Genomic DNA, 26555 nt, shown 5'->3' on the forward strand with positions numbered 1-26555 from the left:
ACACGGAAGTTAAGCTCTTTAGCGCCGATGGTAGTTGGGGGTTTCCCCCTGTGAGAGTAGGACGTTGCCAGGCAGTATCAATTATTTATTACTATCGCGGGGTGGAGCACGATCGAATAATCTTCTTCGAATCAGCTTCAGCGTACCGATTGAGCCGCATCTTGGCTAAGCTTCCTGAAATCGGGACGGAAAACGCAAGCAATGAGCATAGAAAGTCAGTATAATTTATTATTATCGCGGGGTGGAGCAGTCTGGTAGCTCGTCGGGCTCATAACCCGAAGGTCGCAGGTTCAAATCCTGTCCCCGCAACCAAATGGTCCCGTGGTGTAGCGGTTAACATGCCTGCCTGTCACGCAGGAGATCGCCGGTTCGATCCCGGTCGGGACCGCCATTTACATATAAACGATAACGAAACTCGAGGTTTCGTTTTTTTTATGCATTTTTTAGGGTAGACTGATAAAGAAACTTGGACATACTAGGCAGATAAGATACACTTAATGACAAGGAACTCTCCTTAGAACCGCACTGTTCTAAGGATTTTTTATAATTCTTTAAGTGCTTTCGGCACTTCAATTACAATACTGCAGACAGACGGGTTCAATACCTCACTAGCAGATCTGCTTTTAAGGTTAAAAACCTTGCAGTCAGTATGCTGCTGCAGGAAAAAGTTACAAAATCAGCTTTCTGAAATCGGCAAAGGCGGTGTAGAGTGTGACCATTCAAGATGAATTTCATTTTATTGATAAAATTAAACAGAAAAGCAACCGCCACACTCTTTTAGTTGAAGGTATAGGTGACGATGCCGCTGTTTATCAAACTAAAAACGATTATCTTGAGATTGTTTGCGCTGATACAATGGTGGAAGGCGTTCATTTTCTAAAAGATGCTTCTTCACCTAAAGATATTGGATTTAAGGCAGTGGCTGTGAATATTAGTGATGTAGCCGCAATGGGAGGTACACCAAAGTATTATCTCGTCACGATTGCGGTGCCAAAATCATGGTCTGAAGAAGAATTAGTGGAACTGTATACAGGTATGGATGAGATTGCTGAAGTGTATCACATGGATTTAATAGGCGGAGATACAGTTTCGACATCTGATAAGCTGGTTATTACGGTTACCGTAATCGGTGAGGTAAAAAAGAACAGGCAGCGTTTGCGGAGAGATGCGCGCCCAGGTGATATTGTTTTTGTAACAGGAACGATTGGAGATTCTGCAGCAGGGCTACAGATTCTTTTAGGAAATCTTTCGGTAAATGATGAGAAGGATCGCTCTTTTCTTGTTAACCGTCATAAACGTCCCTCTCCTCAAGTTAAAGCTGGACAGATCCTATCCAGCATCAATCGTGTTTCATTAAACGATATTAGTGATGGACTTGCAAGTGAACTAAATGAATTGTGCGAAGCAAGCTGTGTTAAAATGGTTATTGAAAAAGATAAGATTCCACTCAGTAACTCTATTCGTTCATTGAATTCTAATCAGCTTGATGAATGGATTTTATATGGCGGAGAGGATTTTGAACTGGTTGGCACGGTTTCTCCATCATTATTTGAACAGCTTCAAAAACAGTGCATTGAAGAAGGCATTTATCTAACGGTAATTGGACACGTTGAAGCTGGTCACTCTGAAGTGTTTCTTTTGGATGATGGAAATGAAACGAAGCTGCATAAATCAGGATTCAATCATTTTAGATAAGGTGAGAAAATGACTAAACATGTAATAAAAACAAATAGCTCGGAAGAAACAACGAATATTGCAATCAGACTTGGTGAACTAGTGAAGCCCGGTGACGTACTTACATTAGAAGGAGATCTTGGAGCAGGGAAAACGACGTTCACAAAGGGTTTAGCAAAAGGGATGGGCATCCGGAAAAACGTAAATAGCCCTACTTTCACGATTATGAAAGAGTACCGTGACGGAAGATTGCCGCTCTATCATATGGACGTTTACCGAATGGAAAATAGCGATGAGGATTTAGGATTTGATGAATTTTTTGAAGGCGAAGGTGTCACTGTTGTTGAATGGGCACATCTCATTGAAGAACAGCTGCCAAAACAGCGTTTGGACATTCGCATTTATCGCACCGAAGATGATGCACGAAAAATAACATTTGAACCTATTGGCGATAAATATATTGGTTTATGTAAGGAGCTCATTTTAAATGAAAGCAATAGCGATTGATACATCCAATCTCACGTTAGGTATTGCCCTTTTAGATGAAACGAAAGTAATTGGGGAATATGTAACAAATCTTAAGAAAAATCATTCTGTCCGTGCGATGCCGGCTGTTGAATGGCTCATGCAAGAGTGCGATACCAAACCGGAGGAACTTGAAAGGGTCATCGTTGCAAAAGGACCTGGATCCTATACAGGCCTGAGAATTGGTGTAAGCATTGCTAAAACGCTTGCTTGGACTTTGAATATTCCGCTTGTCGGTGTCTCAAGTCTTGAGGTGCTTGCGGCCGGCGGAACTTTTTTTAATGGCTTTCTCTGCCCGCTCTTTGATGCGAGACGAGGTCAAGTGTATACAGGCTTGTATGAGTATGGAGAAAATGGCGTTTTTATGAATTGCAGAAAAGATCAAAATGTCTTGCTTTCTGACTGGCTTGAGGAATTAAAAAAGGAAGATAAAAAGATACTTTTCTTAGGGAATGATGTAAGCATGCATCATGAGGTAATTTTGGAAACATTAAAGAGTCAGGCAGTTATTGCAAGCATGACCGAGCATAACCCAAGACCAGCGATGCTTGGGAAAATCGGTTTAACGAAAGAACCAGAGGACATACATACATTTGTGCCGAACTATATCCGTTTAGCAGAGGCAGAAGTAAAATGGTTGGAACAACAGAAATAAGTGGGTGAGAAGGTTGGAGCAGAATACAATCATGATTCGGCTTATGAATGTAAATGATATCGATGCTGTTTACGAAATTGAAACTCAGTCCTTTGCGACTCCGTGGCTGAAGGAATCATTTCATAATGAATTAACGCAAAATCACTTTGCGAAGTACCTTGTCGTTGAATTCGATCAACAAATTATTGGGTACTGCGGTTTGTGGATTATTATGGATGAAGCTCAAGTTACGAATATTGCGGTTCTGCCAGGATTCAGGGGAAATAAGATTGGTGAAACATTGCTTAAACAGGCAATCGGAATGGCAAAAGAGTATGGAGCCGGTAAAATCTCTCTAGAAGTAAGGGTTTCAAATCATGTTGCACAATCTTTATACCGAAAGCTGGGTTTTCAGCCCGGGGGAGTTAGAAAAAGGTATTACACGGATAATGGAGAAGATGCTTTAGTAATGTGGGTGAAATTAAAATGACGAAAAAAGATCAATTTATATTAGGGATTGAGACAAGCTGTGATGAAACAGCTGTATCTATTGTGAAAAATGGACGGGAAATCATTTCAAATGTTGTTGCTTCTCAAATTGAGAGCCATAAACGCTTCGGCGGTGTTGTTCCTGAAATCGCTTCGAGGCATCATGTTGAACAGCTGACACTTGTGCTGGAAGAGGCAATGCAGCAGGCAGATATGACATTTAAAGATTTGGACGCGATTGCTGTTACCGAAGGGCCTGGACTTGTAGGTGCACTGCTGATTGGGGTAAATGCAGCAAAGGCACTCGCTTTTGCCCATCAGCTTCCATTAATAGGCGTACACCATATAGCTGGACATATATATGCCAATCAGCTAATTTCTGAAATGGAGTTTCCTTTGCTTTCGCTTGTTGTTTCAGGCGGGCATACTGAGCTTGTTTATATGAAAGAACACGGATCGTTTGAAGTCATTGGAGAAACATTGGATGATGCAGCAGGAGAAGCCTATGACAAAGTAGCAAGAACACTCCAGCTCCCATATCCGGGAGGGCCTCATATTGACCGAATGGCAATGGAGGGATCACCTGTCTTAAACTTACCGAGAGCCTGGCTTGAGCCTGACTCCTATAACTTTAGTTTCAGCGGTTTAAAATCGGCTGTTATAAACACACTTCATAATGCAGAGCAGCGCGGCGAAGTGATTGATCCAAACGATTTAGCTGCAAGCTTTCAAGCAAGCGTCATTGATGTATTAGTAACAAAAACAGCTTCAGCAGCTGAAAAATACCATGTAAAGCAAGTCCTGCTTGCGGGTGGAGTAGCAGCGAATCGCGGCTTGAGGGCAGCTCTGGAAAGTAAATTCAAAGAATTTCCGACTGTAGAATTGCTGATTCCGCCACTATCGCTTTGTACTGATAATGCGGCAATGATTGCAGCAGCAGGAAGTGTTTTTTATGATAAAGGGATTTCAGGAAATTTGAGAATGAATGCAAATCCAGGTTTGGAATTGCCAAGCTAATATGAGATATTAACACCTTATCCACATGCGTTCTAATAACATGAAGAAGCTTTAAAAAAAGCTTGATGTTTAAGCTCTGAATAACATGTGGATAATGTGGATAAAAGAGTGATATTTTGTGGATAATGTGAATAATAGAGTAGAAACCTTTTATAATAACATTTTTACGTGTGGATAACTAAAAAACAGTGCCAAATTTGGCACTGTTTTTTTGATCTTGCATCTAACTTACAGATTTTATTGATTGTGGATAATGAAATAAGGCTATTTATGATTTGCGCTTTTCGTCTATTTTCAGAATAATAATAATTTCCAGCATCAATGTCTAGCGCAAGCGCCTAACTCCTCGGTCAGAACGGCTCCGCCAAAAAAGTCAAAACCGGACTTTTCCGGCAGATCCTTATCTGCCTGTCGGAGCTGACCAAGGCGCTTACGCTTTTTTTATCAATCCTCTTGAAGCAATTCCCATTCGTTCATAAGGTTTTCTAATTCTGCTTGATAGCCGTCATTTTCAGAATTAATTTCCTGAACCTTTGTATGGTCTTGGTAGATGGCTGGATCACATAATAATTCTTCATTTTTTTCAATCTGCAATTCAATAATAGAGATTCGTTCTTCTACTTCCTGAAGTCTTCTCTGTTTTTGTCTCTCCAACTTTTTGGCTTCTTTATCTTGTTCGTATGATCGTTTATTCTGATTATCTTTAGGTTTGATATCTGGGACCGAATCAAGGTTTGCAAGCTCAAGCTGCTCTGCTTTTTTTGTTTGATAATAATCATAGTCACCTAAAAATTCATATATTCCGCCTGATGATAATTCATAAACTTTTGTAGCGATGCGGTTAATGAAATATCTGTCGTGCGATACGAAAAGAATCGTGCCAGGATAATCAATCAAAGCATTTTCAAGGACTTCTTTGCTGTCAAGGTCGAGATGGTTTGTCGGCTCATCAAGTATTAGCAAATTAGCCTTTTGAAGCATGAGCTTTGCAAGAGCCAATCTTGCTTTTTGACCGCCGCTTAAAGTAGAAACGTTCTTAAGAACATCATCACCTGAAAATAGGAAATTTCCAAGAACGGTCCGAATTTCTTTTTCAGGCAACAACGGATATTCATCCCAAAGCTCATCAAGCACACGTTTATTCGATGTTAAATTAGCCTGTTCCTGGTCATAGTAGCCAATTTTTACACCAGAACCAATTTCAAAAGCCCCACGAAAGGGAGTCATTTTTTGAATGATGGTTTTTAAAAGTGTTGATTTTCCAATACCATTTGGCCCTACAAGAGCAATGCTGTCTCCTCTATTGATTGAAAACGAGACGTTTGAAATGATGGGTGATTCCCCATCATACGAAACGGCAATGTCCTTTGCTTTCAAAACATCATTGCCGCTCTGCCTTTCAATATCAAACCTGAAATGAGCAGACTTTTCATCGCCTAATGGCCTGTCCATCAATTCCATTCGGTCAAGTTTTTTTCTGCGGCTTTGAGCACGCTTTGTTGTTGAGGCCCTCGCCATATTTTTTTGAATAAAGTCTTTCAGTTTCGCTACTTCATCCTGCTGTTTTTCGTATAGCTTTAATTCGCGCTCATAATTGTCAGCGCTTTGCTGCAGGTAGCTGCTGTAGTTTCCAGTATATTTGATGCTTGTCGTCCGGGAAATTTCATACACTTGACTGACCACTTTATCAAGAAAGTAGCGGTCGTGCGAGACGATTAAAATAGCGCCGGGATAACTTTGCAAATATTGCTCAAGCCAAGACAGTGTCTCAATGTCAAGATGGTTTGTCGGCTCATCAAGGACTAATAAATCCGGACTGGTTAAGAGTAATTTTCCGAGTGCCAATCGCGTTTTCTGTCCGCCGCTTAACGATTGAATCGGGGCAGAGACATCAAACTTGGAAAATCCGAGTCCGTGAAGGACAGAGCGGATATCTGCTTCGTATTGGTAGCCGCCTTTTTCCTTAAAATCAATCTGAAGACGATCGTACTCTTTCAGATATTGTTCAAACTCCCGTTCAGATGGATCTGTATTTGCCATCTTTTGTTCGAGATCACGCATCTTCATTTCCATATCTTTTAAAAATTGAAAAACAGACAGCATTTCATCCCAAATGGAAAGATTAGACTCAAGACCTGTATCCTGTGCAAGATATCCAATCGAAACGCCTTTAGGTTTAATAATCTCTCCGGATTCATAAGAAAGCTGGCCTGCTATAATCTTCAGCAATGTTGATTTGCCGGCGCCATTGCGTCCTACTAGTGCAATTTTGTCGCGTGTTTGAATTTCCAGCTTAATATTCGATAATATGAGATCAGCAGCAAAATATTTTGACAGCTGGTTTATTTGTAGCAAAATCATGTATTTTCACCTCAGGCTATGATAGTTTAAGTGTAGCTCATCAAAGAGGGAGCCGCAATGATTGTACCTCTTGCAGGGCAAACATTTGTAACAATAAGTAAAAAGACAGATTTGATAAAATAGTGTATAGTCTAGTATGAGGGGCGTAAAAGATGTCAAATTTTACTCATTTTAACCAGCAGGGCAGAGCCAAAATGGTTGATATATCGAATAAGCAAGATTCTGTACGTACAGCTGTTGCAAGGTCCAGCGTCGTAATGAAGAAACATGTATATGAACAAATCGTAAATCAAAAGCTTAAGAAGGGTGATGTGCTTGCTGTTGCCCAGGTAGCTGGTATAATGGCAGCAAAGAACACCTGGAATATCGTTCCGATGTGCCATCCAATTCCACTAAAAGGAATCAATTTAGAATATCAGTGGAAAATAGAAGGTGAACTCTATCATCTGGAGATTGCTTCGACTGTAAAAACAACAGGGAGTACAGGTGTTGAAATGGAAGCGCTAACTTCTGTTTCTGTCTGCGCACTGACTGTATATGATATGTGTAAAGCACTAGATAAAGGGTTAATAATCGGTCCTGCCTATCTGTCTGAGAAAACAGGAGGAAAAAGCGGGGATTATAAACGAGAGGAACCTGTAGCTTTGAATGTGGGGGATAGAATGTGAACAACATTGAACAATCGAAGATTCCGCAAGCTACTGCCAAGCGCTTGCCATTATACTATCGTTTTTTAAAAAACTTGCATGCATCCGGCAAGCAGCGTGTTTCATCTGCTGAGTTAAGTGATGCGGTCAAAGTAGATTCTGCAACGATCCGCAGGGATTTTTCCTACTTTGGAGCTCTTGGGAAAAAAGGATATGGGTATAATGTAAATTATCTTCTTTCTTTTTTCAGAAAAACGCTCGACCAGGATGAGGTTACGAAAGTTACGTTAATTGGAGTAGGTAATTTAGGCACAGCCTTTTTGCACTATAACTTCACTAAGAATAACAATACGGTAATCTCACTTGCATTTGATGTGGATGAAGAAAAAATCGGCACTGAAATTGGCGATGTTCCAATTTTAAATTTAAACGATTTAGAGGAAAAGCTTCCTAAAGACGTGACAGTCGCTATTTTGACGGTTCCTGCACACGTGGCCCAATCGATTACAGACAGGCTGATTGCAAAAGGAATAAAAGGAATACTTAATTTTACACCTGCCAGATTGAATGTTCCTGAAGAAATCAGGATTCATCATATTGATTTAGCTGTTGAGCTGCAATCGCTCGTTTACTTTTTGAAGCATTATCCAAACGCTTAAGAACAGGGGTGAATGAAATGCCGAATATCGGCTTTGGAAGTTTGTTGTTAATTGTTTTTGCAGCACTCTTAATTTTTGGTCCAAAGAAGCTGCCTGAGCTTGGAAAAGCAGTGGGCAACTCATTGCGCGAGTTTAAACAAGCGACGAAAAATCTAGCGGACGACGATGATGATAAAAAGAATGAAGAGAAGTAAGATAGGATGAAAGCTATCATGAAACAAAACGAAATGTCGGTTTACGATCACATTGCCGAATTGAGGAAAAGGCTGATCATAACGGTCTTTTTCCTGTTCCTTTCTGTGATTGCCGGCTTTTTAGTAGCAAAGCCAATTATTATCTATTTGCAGCATACGAATGAGGCTCAGAATTTAACGCTGAATTCCTTTCGTATGACAGATCCGCTTATGGTTTATATGCAATTCTCATTTATTATTGCTTTTATTATTACATCACCGATCATACTCTATCAGCTGTGGGCTTTTGTGAGTCCTGGTCTTTACGAAAAGGAAAGAAGAGTTACGCTAAGCTATATTCCGATTTCGATCGGATTGTTTCTTGCAGGCATTAGCTTTTCTTATTTTCTATTATTCCCCTTCATCGTAGACTTTATGGAAGAATTCTCCAACGATTTGGAGATTCAGCAGGTGATTGGGATTAATGAGTATTTTCAGTTTTTAATTCAATTAACCGTTCCGTTTGGTTTGCTGTTTCAGCTTCCGGTAGTTATCATGTTTTTAACGAGGCTCGGCATTGTAACGCCGATGTTTCTAGCGAAAATCAGGAAATATGCTTATTTTGCTCTGCTCGTAATTGCAGCATTAATAACACCGCCTGAGCTTGTCTCGCATCTGATGGTATCGGTGCCGTTGTTTATCCTTTATGAAATAAGCATAGTTGTATCAAGATTTGCTTATCGAAAGGCACAGAAGGTACAGTTTGAAGAAGCAAATAAAGAAGGGTGATCCAATTGGCTGCATTCAGCATGCCTTGGACCACCCTGTTTTTACTACTTGGCTGTTTTCGCATAGATTGTTGTTTCTATTAGTAAGATTTATTCACGTTTATCATGAGAATTTCGTACTCTTTTCTACTAATATTACTAGAAGCTATTCCTTAATTAACGATTGAATACACTAAATACGAAAGAACAGCAATAAACCCTTAGCAAAGAGCCTATTTCTTTTTCTTTTTAAAAGAGAGATTAAACATTCTAAGCGCTACTCCCAGATCAAACGTAGCGATGAGCATAAGCAGGATTGTCGGGAACGACCATAGTCCTTCACCTGAACTGTTAACCGCAAGATAGGTAAACAGAATGCCCATTGATAAGTAAAAAATCCCCATTGAAATTGGGCTTGTTCTCATTCTTACATGCCTCCAAAAATAAATTGCATTTGTTCCGCCTGCTTCAGCATCTCCTCAAGCTGTTCCCTGTTAGTTTGCAGAATGACGACAAACGTATTCATCGCAACATGCGCAAAAATAGGAACTAAGATTCGTTTCGTTTTTACATATAGAAAGGCAAACACAAACCCCATAGATCCGTATAGCAGAACGTGCTGAGGTTCACCATGGACCAGTGCAAACACAAGTGAACTGATTAGTGCGGATAAAAAGAAATTAATCCGCTGATACAAGACCCCGAATAAGATCTTTCTGAAAATAATTTCTTCCAAAATCGGCCCAATGATGGATGTGACGAGAATCAATAGAGGTGTAACCTGCAAAACCTCCATGATGACCTTCGTGTTTTCCGACTCGCCTTCAATTCCAAAAACCTGAATTTCGATATTTGCTGCCAGGACCTGAACGAACAGTGCCATAAAAACCCCGCCGACTGCCCACAAGACTGAAGTGCTGACAGGTGAGGCATCTCCTCTGAATTCATTGCTTTTAAAATGATTGCGAAGAAGGAGCAGAACAATGGCGAATGCAACCGCAAAGCTTGCAACCGTCCAGTAGCCTGATGCCGTAATCTGAGCCATCCGCTGTGATTCGCCTTCACCTATCCCCATCCGAAGCAATAAAGGAATGCCCAAAATGCCTGAAAACTGCATCACTATGTATGTCAAAATAATCAACCAATATTCTTTCTTCAAACTAACGACTCCTTTACTGGCTTTCAGTCAAAACATTAAAAAGAAGCAATTTCACTAGGCACTATTGTATCATAAATCATTAAAGGTGTAGGTAGATAACGATGTTAGAGTTTTCATAACAAGTATATAACATGTTAATTCAGCCATAATGATTGAATGGTAAAGGATTATAATTTTTTTAACTTATCACTTGAAATTGAATGAGAGATTATATAATATAGTACTTGTGTTAGCACTCGGGACTTCTGAGTGCTAATAAAAAGAATATTACAAAATCAATGAAAATTTGAGGAGGTTGTTTCACTTGTTAAAGCCATTAGGTGATCGTGTCGTAATTGAGCTTGTACAATCCGAAGAAAAAACTGCTAGCGGTATCGTACTGCCGGATAGTGCGAAAGAAAAACCGCAAGAAGGTAAAGTAGTGGCAGTAGGTACTGGTCGAGTGCTTGACAACGGTGAGCGTGTTGCTCTTGAAGTTGCAGAAGGCGATCGTATTATCTTCTCAAAATACTCTGGTACTGAAGTGAAGTATGAGGGTGCTGAATACTTAATTTTACGCGAAAGCGACATTTTAGCAGTTATCGGCTAAATAATAAATTCCAATATCATAGAACACTATTCTTAGGAGGTAATGGAAAATGGCTAAAGACATTAAATTCAGTGAAGACGCTCGCCGCGCTATGCTGCGCGGAGTTGATGCACTTGCTAATGCAGTAAAAGTAACACTTGGACCAAAAGGACGCAACGTGGTTCTTGAAAAGAAATTCGGATCTCCGTTAATTACAAATGACGGTGTAACAATCGCAAAAGAAATTGAACTTGAAGATGCATTCGAAAACATGGGTGCAAAGCTTGTTGCTGAAGTTGCAAGCAAAACAAACGACGTTGCCGGTGACGGAACTACTACTGCAACAGTTCTTGCTCAAGCGATGATCCGTGAAGGTCTTAAAAACGTAACAGCTGGTGCTAACCCAATGGGTATCCGCAAAGGAATCGAAAAAGCTGTTATTGTTGCAACTGAAGAATTAAAAGCTATCTCTAAACCAATCGAAAGCAAAGAGTCAATTGCTCAAGTAGCTGCAATCTCTTCTGCTGACGAAGAAGTAGGCCAATTGATTGCTGAAGCAATGGAGCGCGTTGGAAACGACGGCGTTATCACAATCGAAGAGTCAAAAGGCTTCACTACTGAGCTTGAAGTGGTTGAAGGTATGCAATTCGACCGTGGATATGCATCTCCTTACATGGTAACTGATTCAGATAAAATGGAAGCTGTCCTTGACAACCCATACATCTTAATCACTGACAAAAAAATCACAAACATTCAAGAGATCCTGCCTGTATTAGAACAAGTTGTACAACAAGGCAAGCCTCTATTATTAATTGCTGAAGATGTTGAAGGTGAAGCACTTGCTACATTAGTAGTTAACAAACTTCGCGGAACATTCAATGCAGTAGCTGTTAAAGCTCCTGGATTCGGTGACCGCCGCAAAGCAATGCTTGAAGATATCTCAGTTCTTACTGGCGGAGAAGTGATCACTGAAGATCTAGGCTTAGATCTTAAATCAGCGAACATCTCTCAACTGGGCCGCGCTTCTAAAGTGGTTGTAACAAAAGAAAACACAACAATCGTTGAAGGTGCTGGAGAGTCTGACAAAATTGCTGGACGCGTAAAACAAATCCGAGCTCAATTAGAAGAAACAACTTCTGAATTCGATAAAGAAAAATTACAAGAGCGCTTAGCGAAATTAGCTGGCGGTGTAGCAGTCATCAAAGTTGGTGCTGCAACTGAAACAGAATTAAAAGAGCGCAAACTACGCATTGAAGATGCATTGAACTCTACTCGCGCTGCAGTAGAAGAAGGCATCGTATCAGGCGGTGGTACTGCCCTTGTAAATGTATACAACAAAGTTGCATCAGTAGAAGGCGAAGGCGATTTCTCAACAGGCGTAAACATCGTATTACGCGCTCTTGAAGAGCCAATTCGTCAAATCGCACACAACGCAGGTCTTGAAGGCTCAGTTATCGTTGAGCGTCTAAAGCAAGCTGAAGTAGGAACTGGCTTCAACGCTGCAACTGGCGCTTGGGTGAACATGATCGATGCGGGTATCGTAGATCCTACGAAAGTAACTCGTTCAGCTCTTCAAAACGCTGCATCTGTAGCGGCTATGTTCTTGACTACTGAAGCAGTAGTTGCTGACAAGCCAGAACCAGCTGGTGCTGCAATGCCTGATATGTCAGGAATGGGCGGCATGGGTGGAATGGGCGGCATGATGTAATAATTAATTTAATCCATTGATATCAGTGGTTTGATTGTGTTGAAATTTGCTAATGCTCATAATTTGCTCATAATGGATTAATAATGATGAAATCTAAAAAGGTCTTTCATAAGTTCAATGAACTTGTGAAAGGCCTTATTTGTTGGTTTATAAAAAAGTTTGATTATTTTCTACCTGTGTTGCTCAGCAATCGCGCCCGATAGTGGAAAAGTGAAGAACGCGAAGGAGTTACATTAATAATCCTCAATTATTTTACTAAGCTACCGTGAACCCAAAAAGAAAAACGTCCACACATCTTGCAGGAACGCATAATAAACAGTTACTCTGCTGAGATTATTAAGAACATAGGTCTACGAAGTTCTTCTTTCATTTCGGGAATACTCTTTAACATTTCTTCGGAAGGAATTGGTCACTGGAAGCAGGAGTAAACCTCATTGTTTTCACACCAGAGAAACCGGGAACCTACATGTACAGCTGCTGGATGGGAATGATCCGCGGTGTAATCATTTTGAAAGAAGCATAGGAGGAGGTAAAAGCTCCATAAAGAAAATCGGCTGTATCCAATGGGGATAGCTGGGTTTTAAAAATATTTAGAAAATCCAGTTGACAGCACACCTACTACGTGTTACGATATACCTGTAGTAGGTCACACTGGATACCGACACCACTGAATAGTGAGGTTGTAAAATATTTTTAAGGAAAATAGTTGACACCCCCTGCTACTCGGTGATACAATGTACATGTAATAAGCAATACTTAATAGCTTGATTTCCCAAAAGCTATTAAGTAAAAAAATTTCCCTTAGTACTAAGTTATACTGAATATAAGTCAGACGAAATAGAGGAGGCTCTGAACATGGAAAATTTAACTGAAATGCTGAAGGGTTCGCTGGAAGGCTGCGTGCTGGAAATCATCAGCCGCCAAGAAACCTATGGCTACGAGATCACCCGCCGCCTGAACGAGCTTGGGTTTACCGAAGTCGTGGAAGGGACGGTCTACACCATCCTCGTGCGATTAGAAAAGAAAAAACTGGTGGACATAGAAAAGAAACCGTCAGATATGGGGCCGCCCCGCAAGTTTTACTCACTTAATGAGGCTGGCCGCCAGGAACTTGAATTGTTTTGGAAAAAATGGGATTTTGTCTCATCGAAAATCAACGTCTTGAAGTCAATCTAGCTTCATAAGATATTCCGTCCGATATTTTTGGAGTGTCTTGTTCAGCTTTATAAAAAAAGGAGGAAAAATAAAATGATGGAAATGTTCAAAAAAATGATTGGTGATAAAAAAGAGTACAAAATGATGATGGCACGGGTTGAAGCTCTGCCAGAGGACTACCAGTTTGTATTTAAGAAAATTCAAAACTACATGTGGAATTTCTCAGCGGGCAACGGGATGGATATGCTGCACATTCAGTATGAATTAATCGAGTTGTTCGAAGCCGGTGCGGCAGAAGGCAGACAAGTGCTTGAAATCACTGGGGACGACGTGGCGTCCTTTGCCGACGAACTAGTGGCAAACGCTAAAACCTATGTCGCCAAATATCGTGAAGATTTGAATCAGAGTATCAGGAAGCGATTGGGAAAAAAGTAAATTCAATAGAAAATACCGACTGAATAGCTGGTTACAAATGTAAATTACCACCTTCGCTATTCAGTTATATTTTCAACCTGGTAATAAGTTATACAGATTATCAGTCAGACTAAATAGAAGTATAAGGAGGAAAAAAGTATGAGCAATGCAGCGATTTCTGTAAAAGGGTTAAAAAAATCCTTTAAAGACAAGGAAGTCTTAAAGGGGGTGGATTTTGAGGTGCGGCGTGGCGAAATTTTCGCACTGCTGGGCTCAAATGGAGCGGGCAAGACGACGACGGTCAACATCCTCTCGACGCTGATGAAGGCCGATGGCGGCGAAGTAGGTATTTGCGGCTTTGACGTCCAGCGTCAACCGGATCATGTTCGCCAGAGCATCAGCCTGACAGGGCAGTTCGCAGCTTTAGACGGCATGCTCACCGGGCAGGAAAACCTGATGATGATCGCCAAGTTGCGGGGAGTTTCCAATCCCGCTCAAGTCGCCGACAATCTGCTGGCAAGATTCAGCCTGACCGATGCGGCCAACCGCCGGGCGGACAAATATTCCGGCGGGATGAAGCGCCGGCTTGACATCGCCATGAGCCTGATCGGGACGCCAGCAGTCATTTTTCTCGACGAACCGACGACAGGGCTTGACCCCGAAGCGCGGATTGAAGTCTGGGATACCGTCAAGGAGCTTGCCGGCGGCGGCACGACCATCTTGCTGACGACCCAGTACCTGGAGGAAGCTGAACAACTGGCGGACCGTATCGCCATCCTGCATGGCGGAAAAATCATCACAACCGGTACCCTTACCGAACTTAAAGAGATGTTCCCGCCAGCGAAAAAGGAGTACATCGAGAAGCAGCCGACATTGGAGGAAATTTTCCTCGCGATCATCGGCAAAAAGGAGGAGATGTAAATGAAAAGCAAAACAGGGGTATTACTAGGGCGTTTAATGCGCAACATCATGCGCAGCCCGGATACGATTATCACGGTTGCGATAACGCCGATTATGATGATGCTGCTGTTTGTCTACGTATTTGGCGGCGCCATAGAGACAGGAACGGACATCTACGTCAATTATTTATTGCCGGGAATCTTGGTGATGGCTATCGCATCCGGCGTCGCTTACACTTCACTGCGGCTGTTTACGGATGTAAAGAGCGGGCTGATGGCGCGTTTCATTACCATGCCGATCAAGCGCACGTCGGTATTGTGGGCTCACGTGCTGACCTCGCTTGTTTCCAATGCGCTTACTGTCGTGGTGGTTATCCTCGTCGCGCTCTTGATGGGCTTCCGTTCCAGCGCTGATATCCTTGATTGGCTCGCGGTAGCTGGGATACTCGGATTGTTTACGCTGGCGCTGACATGGCTGGCGGTCATTCCCGGATTGACAGCGAGGTCTATGGAAGGGGCGACAGCTTACTCGTACCCGCTGATTTTCCTGCCGTTTATCAGTTCGGCCTTTGTCCCCACCGAAACCATGCCTAAAATTGTCCGTGTGTTCGCTGAGAACCAGCCCGTGACTTCAATCGTGAATACGATTCGTGCCCTCTTGTATGAAGGGTCTGTTGGCAACGGTATCTGGATCGCGCTTGCCTGGTGCCTCGGCATTATGGTCATCGCTTACTTCTTCGCCAATAAACAATTTAAACGCCAGTTAGGGTAAGTACACCATTATAGGATTAGCCATATCAATTGTCAGCCGCTGCGATGAATGCATTTGCTATCATATTGTATATCATCGCAGTGCTGTTGTAATTTTGGTTGTAAATTTTGTGCAACCGGAGATATAGGTTTAAAACGCAACTTAACGTCAGATGAAATTACTAACCAAATTTTGTACTTTCACTTACAAGGGCATTCAATTGACAGTATTTCTTTTATGGGAATGAGAGAAGCATAAGCGAATAGGTCTTAAAAACCTTTGATTTATAGAAGTTTCTCATTTATTTGAAAATAAATGCTCACCTATTTTCTCACCTAACAAGTAAATAGCTTTAAAGTTGAAGGTCTTCCATCAGTTTCTGTACTTATGGGAGGCCTTTTCTTCCATGTTGTCAGTCATATGCTCATAGATGTTCATTGTATCTGTATGTCCTAATCGTTGTTGAATTTCTTTCAACCCCACCCCTTCATCGATCAGTAACGCAGTGTGAGTATGCTGAACGAATGCAACGTAATTTCCTTGTTGATAAAAGGTAACTTCTTAAGAAGACGTTGTTAAACGTATTGCAGCCAGTTTTTGCACTAAAGGATAGCCCTCTGGTGAAAGTGAAGACAAAGTTTTCATCCTTATAATGATGTCTGTTTTGAATTTTTATTTCAATTTGCTTGAGAAGATGATTTTTAAATAACTTCATGACCTGATCGTCCATTTTGATTGTACGCATAGAACCTTTTGTTTTCGGCGTAAGCAATGTATACTTCACCTTATTGTTGACGGGATAATATAAAGTTTTGGATATTTTTATAGATCCTCGTTTAAAATCGACATCCGGCCATTTTAGAGCTAACGATTCACCTATCCGAATTCCTGAACAAGCTAAAGCGAAAAAGCAGCTTAAATTTCCAAAAGATATATCATTTGATATTAGTAAAATGAGCTGGGTTGAACCTGAAATTTATTTTAAAGGTGACGAAGTATTGAAAAAGACCTTTGATGGTACTCGAACTTGGTATGAAGGACAACCCCGTATAAACCCACGTAACAAAGACAATACCATTGAACCGATAGAATTCATCATCCAATCGAGAACAGAATTCACATCTACTTTTGGAGATTTTGATGGATATTAAATATCAAGAAGGAAAATTGGTGGCGATTCCTATTTTAAGCTATCTTGGTTTCGAGTCTTCAAGATAAGGGGGAGTATGCTGAAAATAACAATCAGTCTTTGGGAAGCCTTTTTTTCATCTCTTTTGTTAGATGTAATCTTGTACTAATGAAAAGAACTACACAGAAAAATGATGGGATCTTAGAATGACCGACGAAAATAATAGGGAATAAAAATTGGATGACTGTAATAAATGTTTCTATAGTACCTCTATATTAATCTGCATTATTCACCTATGTTTAGGAGGGTTTATCTTGAAAGGTAATAATGGATATTCACAGCAATATTCTGAGATGGTGAGAACATGTCCAAATCCAGATTGTAATAATCCACATTGTCAATGTGGAGATCAATGCCGATGTACACCAGAACGGCAATGCGGAAATCAAACAATGGGTTCATTCCAATCGATTTGTGAACAGTTCGCACAAACACTGGGTGGGAAAGCAGAAATAAAACAAGGTGTTTGTTCTGTTTCCTTGAAACGAAGATTCAATGCTAGCGTGCAAGGTAAACACAGTAAGACCGTTACACCAGTCGGAATTGAATTTGAATCATTGGATCAAAATGGAAATGCCTTGAACATCTTGGAGATCGCCATTTTACAAGAAGAGATACCATCATTCATGTGGGCAGTCACACAGCAAGGCCTGATTGTCAGTGCTTTGCATAATCACTGGATTTTTATAGAGCCTATGATACTATATATGCACGTTCAATCTGTTGAACCGCCATTACAATTTGCGATAAAGGTTGAAAGAGCTTTCTCCTACTTAAGCACCCGCCCGATTCCATCATAATAAACAATTGAAGAATTAGCATCACCATTTTAATTTTGGGTAATTGGTTTTTTTATCAGTAATTTTAAAAAACTGGATTTACCACCATATATAACTCTTTATTACATCCTATTTCTTTCTATTTTCCTAGCCTGCAAGTAGCTGCCTACCCCTGAAAATTGATAACTAGTTGATCTATTCAATCCGTTAAAAAAGAGGGTTATCCACCTTTTTTTATGTTGTTTCATGTTTTTCGGTGGCGCAAATATCCTTCAGTGTTGAGTATGAATGGTCCTTTCTATTATAGGTTTCATTAAAAGAGAGCGTAGTAGATCATTTTTTTTCTGCTGATACAGTCACTTATCTAAAATGGGCGAATATCCTGCTGATGGAAAGAACAATAAAGGGGGCTGAATTTTTTGATTCCTAAGTATCCCTATTTCGGATATGAGACCCATTGCAAGCAGGTGCCGATTACATTTCCGCCGCAGCATCAGAAGGTTCAACCCGGGTTAGAGTATTTAATGAAACCAATACCAATTTCAGACAATCCAGAGTATAAAGGAAGCGGAAAATTGAAGGGGAAAGTTGCCATCATCACTGGGGGTGACAGTGGTATCGGCCGTGCAATAGCAATCGGTTTTGCTAAAGAAGGTGCGGATATTGCAATTACTTACATGCCGCACGAACACGTTGATGCAGAAGCCACTAAGCAGATGGTGGAGTCTTACGGGCAAAGAGTTCTGCTGATTCAAGGCGATTTGAGGCAACCTGACTTTTCGAAAGAAGTTGTAAGAAAAACGATAGAATACTATGGAAAACTTAATATTTTGATTTTGAACCAAGCTGTCCAATTCCCTCAGGAAAGCATAATGGACATTACGGAAGAACAGCTCGAGAATACTTACCGAACAAATATTTTGCCTCATTTCTACATGACCAAAGCAGGGCTTCCTTACCTAAAGCAAGGAAGTTCCATTATTTCCACGGCATCCGTCACTGCTTACGCTGGGGCCCCTCTACTTGTCGATTATTCTTCGACAAAAGGTGCGATTGTATCGTTCACTCGTTCATTATCACTGCAATTGGCCAGCAGGGGAATTAGGGTCAATGCGGTGGCCCCGGGACCAATATGGACCCCGCTTATTGTATCTAGTTATTCAGCTGAATATGTGAAAACGTTTGGGCTAGAAACGCCCATGAAGCGTGCTGGACAGCCGTTTGAGCTTGCTCCCGTCTACATTTATTTGGCGTCAGACGATTCCTCCTTCGTTTCTGGGCAGGTCATTCACGTTAATGGCGGTATTATGAAAGAAACATAAGACAATTATTTTCGAATGACGTTTCACTAGCTAGAAATGGAAACAGGTAGAAGAAAAACATTCATTTATTTCAAAACGATTTCTGTATTTAATGACTTGGGGATATATCTGAATTTAAACCAGACTTTTTCGTCATACCAAGGCTATACTTCTTAGTGGTAAAGCCTATTCTTCTTAACTAAGGTTTTAATTGAACAAGGAACCAAGACACATTAATGAAAAAAACTCGCCAATTATGCGGCGAGTTTTTGCATTTTATATACTAAAGTCCTGTTTCTAGAATTTATTGGGTATTATCCTGAAAATGAACGTTTTTCATATAAGACATCAGAGAAATTTACAATTGATTATTAATTCTCGTTTGCAGCATGAGTTGGTGCTAAGCATGCTGGCACCTGAAGGGTTTTTTATGATCTGCTATTTGGAAAATAATAACAGTCCCATTAAACAACATCTGCGGCAGAGCTGGATTGATCAAATGACAGCAGTAACTGCGTATATTAATTCTAATCCGATTTAGTTTTGATTGATTTCTAGGATTAGGCCAAATAGATAAAAATTAAAAACTCGCCATAATGAGCGAGTTTTTTGTGTATTTAGATACCATTGATCGTACCAAACCGGCATTCTCTAACACAAAACGATTATTCTATAAGGGGTGGTTTGAGCGGGAATACTTTTAGTGGCAGGTCCATAAATAACAATTAGATCCCGGTTCGCCGGGTTTCGTGTAAATGATTGCCCATTTGTTAATAACAATTGAGTATATGGAGATAGATTTACTTGTAATTGTCCATCACTGCTCACCAACTGACTATTAAAATAGTCTACTTTTACATTCTGATTTGGGCTTTCTTTTACCATAACCAGTGCTTGATATTGCGGGGGGTATATAAGGGGAACAGGTGCATTCCCATCATAATATCCAGTTACGCGGTTTCCAGCTGCCACCATTGCTTGGTCTACAAAGTAAGTAGCAGGTGACACGACAAAATTTACTGATGCGCCTATTTCGTTTTCTACAGATATTAATTTATAACAGCCGTCACCATTTTGCCCTGTATTGAAATCACTGATCCTAGTAACGATTCCTTGAAAAGAATAAAAATTTGTCATACACATACCTCCATTGATATAAAAAGCATGCTTTTCTTATAAAGCGAGCTTAAAAGAAACATCCTCAAGGATAGCTTAGGATTGTATTCTGCATTATTTTTAAATTGCCTGCTCAAAAAAACAAACCAGCAAACACCTATGTACAATATGTAGGTTACTACCTAAATGACTGTACAGGAGCCTATGTAGGGGAGGAGATGTTCTGTTCACCCCAGATTCCAATGAAACTTGGTGACTTGGTAGAAATTTAAAAGCCCAATACAAGAGTCATTGAAATGGGCTTTTTTCTATAGTCTATTAGCTGTTGGCATCCTTTTTTGTTTCGTATCGCCGGGCGATATAGCTTGCAAATAAGTTCAAAAACCTTCATATTTAATAGAAAAGGAGGTCCGATATGCGACGTGATATACAACCGAATGAACGAGCTTTCTCTTCCAAGGAAGCGGCAGAAGAAGTAGGGATTGCAACTCCCACTGTCCGTAAGTATGGCCAAATCTTAGAGCGGAATGGATATGAGTTTTTGAAAGATGGCGATCGGCGTATCTTTGTTCAATCTGACATCGGGGCACTTATAGCGTTACGCGATACGGACAAGCCCCTGGACGATACAGCTAAAGACCTTGTGTATCGACAAAAAGAAAGATTAGAAGTATCCGATATAACAGAGATTACGATACCCGATACATATGAAAATCTACCGAATGACCCCAATCAATTAAAAGATGTCTTAATGTTTTTAGTCAATGAACTCGCAGCAACACGTGAAATCAATATCCAACTGACAAACGATATGTCACAGCTTAAAACTAAGGTTTCCACACTCCAGCAAGATCATCATGTTATAAGTTCTACTATCGGAAATTCAGCTCATAAAACGAATGCTAAAATTGAAAGATTAACTGAACAACAAAATACCCATTACGAAACATTGCTGGAACAAGAAAAACAAAAAAGTGAACTCTTACAAAAAGAAATACAAAATATGAGGGACGAACAGAAAAAAGAATGGAGTTCACAAAATGATTTTAATAAACGTTTAGAAGAAGCGATACAAAAACCTAAAGAAAATTTTGGGTGGCTTTTCTCTATATTCCGAAAATAAACTTGAATAAATCCTATTGAAATATTTGATTATCATAGATAAACAGCGTTCAATTAATTAACAGGATTTGGTGCCTGCTTACAAAGCAAACGAAGGCACAATTGAAATGCATAGTAGATCGATATGCATTTAAGCAAAATACATAGCTTGATGAGTTTGAGGCGATTTCCTCTTTCCAGAACAAGATTCATTCCTTAATGGAGCTGTTCAAGAAAGTGGAGATCGGCTCTTTTTTTATATCGTATCGCTGGGCGATATAACCTGCTAATGAATCCCCAGAATCTTCATCTTTAATAGAAAGGGAGATTCGATATTCCACATGATATACGTCTTAATGAAAATGCATTCTCTTCAAAGGAAGTGGGATGCAAAACAAAGCATGGTTAAAAATCGGAGCGAAGTGGAAATGAGTTTTAATGGCGAATGGCGTATCTTTGTTCACTCAGACATCGAAGCGCTTATAGCGTTACGCGATATGGACAAGTCCCTAGACGATACAGCTAATGACCTTCAGTATCAACAAAAAGAAAGTTTTGAAGGAACCAATTAAACATAGATTGCGATAGCGATACATGATACATATGATAATTTCATCCCAATCAATTAAAAGAGACCTTTTTAAACCTAAGGAACCAAATGAAAAGTAAGATTCCTTTGTTCCGAGTATTTTAGTCACCATTTTTCAAATTTCAACTAATTCCCGGGAAATATCTACAAATTCTGAGTAGATATCGCAAAATAAGAATCTAGCCACTTGCTTATGCTGATAAGAAGATATACATATCATATGATTCAAACTCTACCCATTGTTTCTTAAGAAATAACTCTTTAAACGGGGAGTTTGCAAAGAATGTATTACTAACTTATAGAGGACTTAATAGTATTTTCAGAGTCGAGATATGGCTGGAAGATGATTTATAAAATATTCTACACATACAAAGAACCCGATTCCAACATTTGTTGAATCGGGCATTTCTTTATAGGCAAACATTTAATGCAATGACTTAAAATGACGAACCTCCACATTTTGAAACACTGCTTTCCCACTCTCAGAAAACATCGTAATCCCCTTATCACCAGGCTCCGGGAAGACCAAATTAGAGTGAGCAACCCTTCCATCATCCACAAACACTTCCACACTCGTTTTATCAACTAGAATTTTCAAATGAACCTTCTTCTTGCTGGCATCAAACGGTGCATTGCTTTCTATGAGCTGATTGCTGTCGTCAGGATGGCCGGTGAACCCGCGATTCACAAAGGAATAATTTCCTTCTGCTGATATCCCAACATCAACATGCCGTTTTCCATCGGGTGATTCCAGCACCCTGAAGCCTGCATGCTTGAGATCTGACCATGCGATGTCTGCCTCAAGTTGGTAGGTATCATCTCTGACATCAAGGGTTTTTGAGCCATCAACTTCGATTTTGTCATAGGACTTCGTGATGCTGGTTAATTCATTTAGCTTTTCATTTGGCTTAGAGGAGAGGAAGTACTGATTTTCTCCTTTATGCTTTAGTTCAATCTCCCTCAAAATTGAATCCATTCCATTAAATCCTTCTTTTACTGTCGGCGTAATATCGGCATAAGCCCAGTTATTCATCCATGCAAGCCCATAGCGTTTATCCAATGGATCGCCTTCTGGATCTTCAAACGTTACTCCGCCGTACCAGTCGAAACCGTAGTCTAACCATTGCGGTTCTTGCTGATCGTGGATAAATTCAGTTCCATTAAACGTTCCAGTCCAGTATGCATAGGTGTTTGGTTTGCCTGCAGCTTTCCCGTTAGCGCTGACACCAAGTACCCATTTTTCAGTTCCAACATCAGCACGCATCCGATAAAGATCAGGGCATTCCAACACACCAATGCCCTCAGTAGAAAAGCTGCTGATGTAGTGCCAGTCTTTCAGATTGTCTGATTCATAAAAGCCGATTTTCGATCCTTCGGCCATGGTCATGATCCATTTTTGATTCGTGTCATCCCAGATGATTTTTGGATCTCTGAAGTCTTTTGTTCCCGGATTTGTCATAACCGGATCCACATTGAAGGGTTTAAAGGTCTTTCCCTTATCCGTGCTGTACCACAGGAATTGTTCCTGTTTTTGCCCATCCTTAGAGGGCTGGGTCACGATGGCGATAAAGGCATCCTTTCCAAACCCTGCAGTGTTTTCCTTATCTATGACAACAGATCCAGACCATGGATCTCCGTTTTCGTTCGTATATTTAGGAATGGCAATGCCTTCATCCTTCCAGTGAACTAAATCTTTAGAGGTAGCATGGCGCCATTCTGTCCCGTTGCCATCTGGGTAATCTCCATTATAAAGATAGTAATAATGATAAGTTCCTTCATAGTATACTGGCTTTTGCGGATCGTTTTTCCAATGATCAGGAGAAGTAAAATGGTAGGCAGCCCGGTATGAATGCTTCTCCTGATCCACTGGAGGTGTAACTTCTTTTGTTTTATAGAATGATTGGATCAGTATTACTGTACTAATTACAATCCATGAACCAAGAATTAATAATCCGAACATTTTGAATTTTCTTTTGTTCAATTAAACTCACCTCGCTTATCTATTAAAATAAAAAAAGAAAATGCCAAGTTTCCTGACATTTTCTTTTTCATTCTTACTTAGCTGTAATCTGACCTTGTTCAAGAATACTGTCTTTTACGACTGATGTTTTGTTTCCTTTGATGTTGAGCTTAAAGCTCGGTGCAAACGTTGATTTGTGGTCTTCAAAGAAGCCTCTGTTCGTCATGTAGCTTGTAACAACAGTATTGTCGCTGCCTTCCTGCGGAATTGCATAGTGAGCATAGTTCCAAGTGATATCATTTGGATCCAGATCCTGATGCAGTACAATACCAGTTTTGTTCAGCGGCTTGTAATTGCCAGTAAGTGAGTTGGATACATAGCCAAGCAGATAGATATCCTGGTTATCCATGCCGTCAATTGTCATTTTTGAACCGCGTGAGCTTGTGAACAGGTACCATTTGCCGTCCTTTTTGAAGATGTTCGGACGCTCAATTTCATCTGTTACTGTGTTTGAAACAATCAATGGTTTCATTTCTTTTTTCAATGAATAATCATCGTTTACTTCAATAATTCCAATTGCGCCGTTAGCCACTTCAGCCAGCTCTTTTTTATCGCTGTTTAAAAGCTTGTTTTTTTCATCCTGGAAGAATTTGTTGCTATTTCCGTAGTAGGCTTGGTTATAAAGAGATTCTTCCCCTTGGTAGCCATACTCTGTGCCTGTATTTGCTTCAAATACAAGATACTTGCGGCCGTCTTCTTCAATGTAGTGAGGGTCTCTGAACGTATGGTTATCAGAAGGAGCTCCGTCCTCTGCAAACTTGTCTACTGTTTGATAGTACTTGCTGTCTTTGCCTTCATAGATGGATTTGTAATCCGAAACGTCATCTACTTTTAATGTTTTAGTATCCGGCTGCGAAAGATTCACTTGAGCAGTCGTTAACGTTTGTTTGCCGTAATGTCCTGACTCAGGTGTGAACGCTTCACGGTTCGTGTAGAACAAGCGGACTTCGCCATCTTCAGTGAATGTTGCAGAACCGGACCATTCTTCCGCTTGATGCTTTAAGTATGGATCGTTCGGAACGTTTTTATCGTTGTTATCGAATACTCGTCCTGCATTCTTCCAAGCTTCAAGGGAGTTGTCGCCTGCTTTTTTGTAGAACATGTAGATGAATGTGTCGTTCGCGTTTTTAGGATCGCCGGCTAAACCGAAAACAATATGATACCCTTTATATTCTGCAACTGTGCCATCAGCATTCTGCAATGGCCATGTATCCCATACATCCATATCGATGGTTTCGCCTGATTCCGTTATTTTTTTTGCAGAAGGGATGTTTTTAATTGTGGATTCGTCAAACTTTGGAACGGTATATTTAGCATCACCGTGCTGATTAATCAAATCTTTCATAGCGGAACGAGTGATTTGTGAAGTACCGTACGTTTCTTTGTAATCTCCCGGATTCTTTGGAGCTGCAAATGATTGGGTAACAGTACCGCTTAATAGAATGCCCGTACTGAGTGTTACTGCTGTTGCCTGTTTGGCAAGCCTGCTAAAGTTCATAAGTCTTCCTCCTCGTTTTATGTGTTTTGTTCCTACAAATAGAATTATAGGCCAGTCCTAAAAGGAGAGGTATGGCACATATTGATTGGAATTTAGTCGTATATTGATATTGGATCCAAGAAGGGCTAATACTCTTTTTGTAGAATTTACAAAGGACAAAACGTTTAAGGAGGCATCAAATGGATAAAAGAGTTCAATTCGACTTTGAAATCGAGTTTACTAACGGGGGCGGACTCCAGGGGCAGGAATTCCGGCTTGATATTGAGGGTGATGACATTTCTGAACAGGAGCTGGCTGAATATATTGTAGAAGATATGAGGCTGCTGATGGTTGGAGAAGTGAGAATTCTTAACAAAAAAATCATTACGGAAAAACATAAACGAAAAGCAGCGGAAGAAAACACAGAACAGTAAATGTGTTTATGGATTCTGGGCCGGTTATGAAAGGAGTAAAAAATGGTTGATTTGAGGATTAAACCAATTCTGGCGGGCGAAAAAGTGGTGCTGAGACCTTTTAAGTCAGATGAAGATTTTCCCTTTATAGAAGAATGTTTAAAGGATCCTGTTGTTCTTAAATATACTGGCAGTTCTAACGAGTACGACAGAGAAGAGGTTTACAATTGGTATCATTCCAGAAATGAACAATCCGATCGTCTGGATCTTGCGATTGTTGATAAATCCCGAAATATCCTAGTCGGAGAAGCCGTAGTCAATCTTTATGATGAGCAAAAACAAAGCATGAATTTCAGAATCCTTATTGGTCCGAAAGGCAGGGATCGCGGCCTGGGAACTGAAGCATCTCAGCTAATGATCGAGTATGTTTTTAAAAATACGGACCTGAAATCCCTAACGCTGAGTGTTTTTGCTTTTAATCCAAGAGCAAAGAAAGTGTATGAAAATCTTGGATTTGTTATCCATAGTGTCGATAAAAATGAATTAGAGTTTGAAGGAGAATGGATTGATTCAATTAATATGAAATTGACAAGGGAGGATTGGATGAAGAGTCAAGAAATAAAAGATAAGGGGAAGTGACATAAGGGCGGAATTGCAAAAACTCCTGATCCGCCTATTATTCAGTGATTTTCGCCTCACAGAGACCGGAGGCGGACAAAGGATACGGGATCATGGCAGATAAAATGGGAGATATCTGCTCAGCAGAGCGGTTTTTAGTGGTGGAAAGTGCACGTGATGAAGGATTAGGGATTCCCGTTTCGTATTGGGACTCTTTGGACTCCATCCAAAAGTGGAAGGAGCATTCTGTCCATGCAGTAGCTCAGGATCCAGGAAAAGCTGAATGGTACAAAGCGTTTTCTCTCAGGGTGTGCAAAGTAGAGAGGCAAAGCTTTTTTGAGGTGTGATATTG

General features: G+C 40.4%; 29 protein-coding genes, 2 tRNA genes, 1 rRNA gene and 3 pseudogenes. 27 read left to right on the forward strand and 8 right to left on the reverse strand.

Features of this window, described 5'->3' with window-relative positions:
- The 8 genes from rrf to tsaD form a co-directional block, all read left to right on the forward strand.
- Positions 1-73: ribosomal RNA gene (gene rrf, locus CYJ36_RS24995) — 5S ribosomal RNA — on the forward strand; the annotation flags it as partial.
- Between the two features lie 162 nt (positions 74-235).
- Positions 236-312, forward strand: a tRNA-Met gene (locus tag CYJ36_RS22790).
- Between the two features lie 3 nt (positions 313-315).
- A tRNA-Asp gene (locus CYJ36_RS22795) sits at positions 316-391 on the forward strand.
- A 320-nt stretch (positions 392-711) separates the two neighbouring features.
- Positions 712-1695 (forward strand): thiamine-phosphate kinase, encoded by a 984-nt coding sequence (gene thiL / locus CYJ36_RS22800; RefSeq protein ID WP_101569475.1) that lies wholly within the window; start codon positions 712-714, stop codon positions 1693-1695.
- Between the two features lie 9 nt (positions 1696-1704).
- A complete protein-coding gene (gene tsaE / locus CYJ36_RS22805; protein ID WP_101569476.1) occupies positions 1705-2181 on the forward strand; it encodes a tRNA (adenosine(37)-N6)-threonylcarbamoyltransferase complex ATPase subunit type 1 TsaE in 477 nt (158 codons plus the stop codon).
- Positions 2162-2854, forward strand: coding sequence for a tRNA (adenosine(37)-N6)-threonylcarbamoyltransferase complex dimerization subunit type 1 TsaB (tsaB, locus tag CYJ36_RS22810; protein WP_101569477.1), 693 nt, complete (start codon positions 2162-2164; stop codon positions 2852-2854). Before tsaE ends, tsaB begins: the two co-directional genes overlap by 20 nt.
- A 31-nt stretch (positions 2855-2885) precedes the next feature.
- Positions 2886-3323, forward strand: a complete 438-nt coding sequence (gene rimI, locus CYJ36_RS22815) for a ribosomal protein S18-alanine N-acetyltransferase (protein WP_224768117.1) — start codon at positions 2886-2888, stop codon at positions 3321-3323.
- Positions 3320-4339 (forward strand): tRNA (adenosine(37)-N6)-threonylcarbamoyltransferase complex transferase subunit TsaD, encoded by a 1020-nt coding sequence (gene tsaD / locus CYJ36_RS22820; protein ID WP_101569478.1) that lies wholly within the window; start codon positions 3320-3322, stop codon positions 4337-4339. The genes rimI and tsaD overlap by 4 nt, the downstream gene beginning before the upstream one ends.
- A 444-nt stretch (positions 4340-4783) precedes the next feature.
- Here the strand turns inward: tsaD and CYJ36_RS22825 are convergent, their stop codons facing one another.
- Positions 4784-6700 carry an ABC-F family ATP-binding cassette domain-containing protein gene (locus tag CYJ36_RS22825; protein ID WP_101569479.1) on the reverse strand — a complete coding sequence of 639 codons (1917 nt, stop codon included), beginning with the start codon at positions 6698-6700 and terminating at the stop codon, positions 4784-4786.
- A 152-nt stretch (positions 6701-6852) separates the two neighbouring features.
- Between CYJ36_RS22825 and moaC the strand changes: the two genes are divergently transcribed.
- Genes moaC through tatC form a run of 4 tightly spaced genes read left to right on the forward strand, consistent with a single transcriptional unit; the run spans position 6853 to position 8968 of the window.
- On the forward strand, positions 6853-7368 hold the full coding sequence (moaC, locus tag CYJ36_RS22830) for a cyclic pyranopterin monophosphate synthase MoaC (RefSeq protein ID WP_101569480.1): 516 nt from the start codon (positions 6853-6855) through the stop codon (positions 7366-7368).
- Complete coding sequence (locus CYJ36_RS22835; RefSeq protein WP_101569481.1) at positions 7365-8006, forward strand: redox-sensing transcriptional repressor Rex; 642 nt, start codon at positions 7365-7367, stop codon at positions 8004-8006. Before moaC ends, CYJ36_RS22835 begins: the two co-directional genes overlap by 4 nt.
- Before the next feature lie 17 nt (positions 8007-8023).
- On the forward strand, positions 8024-8200 hold the full coding sequence (locus CYJ36_RS22840) for a twin-arginine translocase TatA/TatE family subunit (protein ID WP_101569482.1): 177 nt from the start codon (positions 8024-8026) through the stop codon (positions 8198-8200).
- 18 nt (positions 8201-8218) lie between these two features.
- Entirely contained in the window at positions 8219-8968 is a 750-nt protein-coding gene (tatC, locus tag CYJ36_RS22845) for a twin-arginine translocase subunit TatC (protein ID WP_101569510.1), read from the forward strand.
- Between the two features lie 211 nt (positions 8969-9179).
- Here tatC and CYJ36_RS22850 read toward each other — a convergent pair whose 3' ends face one another.
- On the reverse strand, positions 9180-9371 hold the full coding sequence (locus CYJ36_RS22850) for a YdiK family protein (protein ID WP_101569483.1): 192 nt from the start codon (positions 9369-9371) through the stop codon (positions 9180-9182).
- A 2-nt stretch (positions 9372-9373) separates the two neighbouring features.
- Positions 9374-10105: a CPBP family intramembrane glutamic endopeptidase gene (locus CYJ36_RS22855; protein ID WP_101569484.1), complete on the reverse strand. Its 732-nt coding sequence runs from the start codon at positions 10103-10105 to the stop codon at positions 9374-9376.
- 304 nt (positions 10106-10409) lie between these two features.
- On the opposite strand from CYJ36_RS22855, the gene groES reads away from it, so the two are divergent.
- Positions 10410-10694 carry a co-chaperone GroES gene (groES, locus tag CYJ36_RS22860; protein WP_029286198.1) on the forward strand — a complete coding sequence of 95 codons (285 nt, stop codon included), beginning with the start codon at positions 10410-10412 and terminating at the stop codon, positions 10692-10694.
- Between the two features lie 49 nt (positions 10695-10743).
- Positions 10744-12381, forward strand: a complete 1638-nt coding sequence (gene groL, locus CYJ36_RS22865; protein WP_101569485.1) for a chaperonin GroEL — start codon at positions 10744-10746, stop codon at positions 12379-12381.
- Between the two features lie 319 nt (positions 12382-12700).
- Here groL and CYJ36_RS24590 read toward each other — a convergent pair.
- Positions 12701-12790: pseudogene (locus tag CYJ36_RS24590) on the reverse strand (class I SAM-dependent methyltransferase); the annotation flags it as partial.
- Positions 12791-13236: 446 nt separating this feature from the next.
- Between CYJ36_RS24590 and CYJ36_RS22875 the strand changes: the two are divergent.
- From CYJ36_RS22875 to CYJ36_RS25000, 5 genes and pseudogenes are all read left to right on the forward strand, one after another.
- Entirely contained in the window at positions 13237-13557 is a 321-nt protein-coding gene (locus tag CYJ36_RS22875; protein ID WP_101569486.1) for a PadR family transcriptional regulator, read from the forward strand.
- Between the two features lie 72 nt (positions 13558-13629).
- On the forward strand, positions 13630-13971 hold the full coding sequence (locus CYJ36_RS22880) for a DUF1048 domain-containing protein (RefSeq protein WP_101569487.1): 342 nt from the start codon (positions 13630-13632) through the stop codon (positions 13969-13971).
- A gap of 138 nt (positions 13972-14109) precedes the next feature.
- Positions 14110-14871 carry an ABC transporter ATP-binding protein gene (locus tag CYJ36_RS22885; RefSeq protein WP_101569488.1) on the forward strand — a complete coding sequence of 254 codons (762 nt, stop codon included), beginning with the start codon at positions 14110-14112 and terminating at the stop codon, positions 14869-14871.
- Entirely contained in the window at positions 14872-15621 is a 750-nt protein-coding gene (locus CYJ36_RS22890; protein ID WP_101569489.1) for an ABC transporter permease, read from the forward strand.
- A gap of 60 nt (positions 15622-15681) precedes the next feature.
- Positions 15682-15855, forward strand: a pseudogene (locus CYJ36_RS25000) (Cfr family 23S ribosomal RNA methyltransferase); the annotation flags it as partial.
- Between the two features lie 232 nt (positions 15856-16087).
- Here CYJ36_RS25000 and CYJ36_RS24960 read toward each other — a convergent pair.
- On the reverse strand, positions 16088-16486 hold the full coding sequence (locus CYJ36_RS24960; RefSeq protein WP_374702853.1) for a hypothetical protein: 399 nt from the start codon (positions 16484-16486) through the stop codon (positions 16088-16090).
- Between CYJ36_RS24960 and CYJ36_RS24595 the strand changes: the two genes are divergently transcribed.
- The 3 genes from CYJ36_RS24595 (at position 16413) to CYJ36_RS22910 (ending at position 18890) form a co-directional block, all read left to right on the forward strand.
- Positions 16413-16751 (forward strand): hypothetical protein, encoded by a 339-nt coding sequence (locus CYJ36_RS24595; RefSeq protein WP_257962598.1) that lies wholly within the window; start codon positions 16413-16415, stop codon positions 16749-16751. The genes CYJ36_RS24960 and CYJ36_RS24595 overlap by 74 nt on opposite strands.
- Before the next feature lie 430 nt (positions 16752-17181).
- Entirely contained in the window at positions 17182-17589 is a 408-nt protein-coding gene (locus CYJ36_RS22905) for a DUF1259 domain-containing protein (RefSeq protein ID WP_101569511.1), read from the forward strand.
- Positions 17590-17987: 398 nt separating this feature from the next.
- Positions 17988-18890 (forward strand): SDR family oxidoreductase, encoded by a 903-nt coding sequence (locus tag CYJ36_RS22910; protein WP_101569492.1) that lies wholly within the window; start codon positions 17988-17990, stop codon positions 18888-18890.
- 630 nt (positions 18891-19520) lie between these two features.
- On the opposite strand, the gene CYJ36_RS22915 is transcribed toward CYJ36_RS22910, so the two are convergent.
- Positions 19521-20006: a hypothetical protein gene (locus CYJ36_RS22915; RefSeq protein WP_101569493.1), complete on the reverse strand. Its 486-nt coding sequence runs from the start codon at positions 20004-20006 to the stop codon at positions 19521-19523.
- A 394-nt stretch (positions 20007-20400) separates the two neighbouring features.
- Here CYJ36_RS22915 and CYJ36_RS22920 point away from each other — a divergent pair, with 394 nt between their 5' ends.
- Both CYJ36_RS22920 and CYJ36_RS22925 read left to right on the forward strand, forming a co-directional pair.
- Complete coding sequence (locus tag CYJ36_RS22920) at positions 20401-21108, forward strand: hypothetical protein (RefSeq protein WP_101569494.1); 708 nt, start codon at positions 20401-20403, stop codon at positions 21106-21108.
- Between the two features lie 334 nt (positions 21109-21442).
- Positions 21443-21658 (forward strand): hypothetical protein, encoded by a 216-nt coding sequence (locus tag CYJ36_RS22925; protein ID WP_219621156.1) that lies wholly within the window; start codon positions 21443-21445, stop codon positions 21656-21658.
- Positions 21659-22099: 441 nt separating this feature from the next.
- Here the strand turns inward: CYJ36_RS22925 and CYJ36_RS22930 are convergent, their stop codons facing one another.
- Both CYJ36_RS22930 and CYJ36_RS22935 read right to left on the reverse strand, forming a co-directional pair.
- On the reverse strand, positions 22100-23635 hold the full coding sequence (locus CYJ36_RS22930) for a glycoside hydrolase family 32 protein (protein WP_101569512.1): 1536 nt from the start codon (positions 23633-23635) through the stop codon (positions 22100-22102).
- A gap of 94 nt (positions 23636-23729) precedes the next feature.
- Positions 23730-25193 (reverse strand): glycoside hydrolase family 68 protein, encoded by a 1464-nt coding sequence (locus CYJ36_RS22935; RefSeq protein ID WP_101569496.1) that lies wholly within the window; start codon positions 25191-25193, stop codon positions 23730-23732.
- A gap of 179 nt (positions 25194-25372) precedes the next feature.
- Between CYJ36_RS22935 and CYJ36_RS22940 the strand changes: the two genes are divergently transcribed.
- The 3 genes and pseudogenes from CYJ36_RS22940 to CYJ36_RS22950 all read left to right on the forward strand — a co-directional run bounded on the left by CYJ36_RS22940 (position 25373) and on the right by CYJ36_RS22950 (position 26550).
- Positions 25373-25606: a cyclase gene (locus tag CYJ36_RS22940; RefSeq protein ID WP_101569497.1), complete on the forward strand. Its 234-nt coding sequence runs from the start codon at positions 25373-25375 to the stop codon at positions 25604-25606.
- 42 nt (positions 25607-25648) lie between these two features.
- On the forward strand, positions 25649-26224 hold the full coding sequence (locus CYJ36_RS22945; protein WP_101569498.1) for a GNAT family N-acetyltransferase: 576 nt from the start codon (positions 25649-25651) through the stop codon (positions 26222-26224).
- 12 nt (positions 26225-26236) lie between these two features.
- Positions 26237-26550, forward strand: a pseudogene (locus CYJ36_RS22950) (antibiotic biosynthesis monooxygenase family protein).
- Positions 26551-26555 lie beyond the last annotated feature (5 nt).

It is taken from the genome of Bacillus sp. UMB0893, assembly GCF_002858905.1.
Taxonomy (GTDB): Bacteria; Bacillota; Bacilli; order Bacillales; family Bacillaceae; genus Bacillus_P.

Excerpts from the sequence above, each read along its gene's own strand:
- rimI (WP_224768117.1), top strand. The coding sequence starts at position 2,886 with ATGATTCGGCTTATGAATGTAAATGATATCGATGCTGTTTACGAAATT.
- CYJ36_RS22885 (WP_101569488.1), top strand. The coding sequence starts at position 14,110 with ATGAGCAATGCAGCGATTTCTGTAAAAGGGTTAAAAAAATCCTTTAAA.
- CYJ36_RS22920 (WP_101569494.1), top strand. The coding sequence starts at position 20,401 with ATGCGACGTGATATACAACCGAATGAACGAGCTTTCTCTTCCAAGGAA.
- CYJ36_RS22840 (WP_101569482.1), top strand. The coding sequence starts at position 8,024 with ATGCCGAATATCGGCTTTGGAAGTTTGTTGTTAATTGTTTTTGCAGCA.
- tsaB (WP_101569477.1), top strand. The coding sequence starts at position 2,162 with ATGAAAGCAATAGCGATTGATACATCCAATCTCACGTTAGGTATTGCC.
- CYJ36_RS22875 (WP_101569486.1), top strand. The coding sequence starts at position 13,237 with ATGGAAAATTTAACTGAAATGCTGAAGGGTTCGCTGGAAGGCTGCGTG.
- CYJ36_RS22925 (WP_219621156.1), top strand. The coding sequence starts at position 21,443 with ATGAAAATGCATTCTCTTCAAAGGAAGTGGGATGCAAAACAAAGCATG.
- tsaE (WP_101569476.1), top strand. The coding sequence starts at position 1,705 with ATGACTAAACATGTAATAAAAACAAATAGCTCGGAAGAAACAACGAAT.
- groL (WP_101569485.1), top strand. The coding sequence starts at position 10,744 with ATGGCTAAAGACATTAAATTCAGTGAAGACGCTCGCCGCGCTATGCTG.
- moaC (WP_101569480.1), top strand. The coding sequence starts at position 6,853 with ATGTCAAATTTTACTCATTTTAACCAGCAGGGCAGAGCCAAAATGGTT.
- CYJ36_RS22940 (WP_101569497.1), top strand. The coding sequence starts at position 25,373 with ATGGATAAAAGAGTTCAATTCGACTTTGAAATCGAGTTTACTAACGGG.
- CYJ36_RS22935 (WP_101569496.1), bottom strand. The coding sequence starts at position 25,193 with ATGAACTTTAGCAGGCTTGCCAAACAGGCAACAGCAGTAACACTCAGT.
- tsaD (WP_101569478.1), top strand. The coding sequence starts at position 3,320 with ATGACGAAAAAAGATCAATTTATATTAGGGATTGAGACAAGCTGTGAT.
- CYJ36_RS22905 (WP_101569511.1), top strand. The coding sequence starts at position 17,182 with ATGGGTTCATTCCAATCGATTTGTGAACAGTTCGCACAAACACTGGGT.
- CYJ36_RS22890 (WP_101569489.1), top strand. The coding sequence starts at position 14,872 with ATGAAAAGCAAAACAGGGGTATTACTAGGGCGTTTAATGCGCAACATC.
- CYJ36_RS22850 (WP_101569483.1), bottom strand. The coding sequence starts at position 9,371 with ATGAGAACAAGCCCAATTTCAATGGGGATTTTTTACTTATCAATGGGC.
- CYJ36_RS22945 (WP_101569498.1), top strand. The coding sequence starts at position 25,649 with ATGGTTGATTTGAGGATTAAACCAATTCTGGCGGGCGAAAAAGTGGTG.
- CYJ36_RS22825 (WP_101569479.1), bottom strand. The coding sequence starts at position 6,700 with ATGATTTTGCTACAAATAAACCAGCTGTCAAAATATTTTGCTGCTGAT.
- tatC (WP_101569510.1), top strand. The coding sequence starts at position 8,219 with ATGAAACAAAACGAAATGTCGGTTTACGATCACATTGCCGAATTGAGG.
- CYJ36_RS22880 (WP_101569487.1), top strand. The coding sequence starts at position 13,630 with ATGATGGAAATGTTCAAAAAAATGATTGGTGATAAAAAAGAGTACAAA.
- CYJ36_RS22915 (WP_101569493.1), bottom strand. The coding sequence starts at position 20,006 with ATGACAAATTTTTATTCTTTTCAAGGAATCGTTACTAGGATCAGTGAT.
- CYJ36_RS22930 (WP_101569512.1), bottom strand. The coding sequence starts at position 23,635 with ATGTTCGGATTATTAATTCTTGGTTCATGGATTGTAATTAGTACAGTA.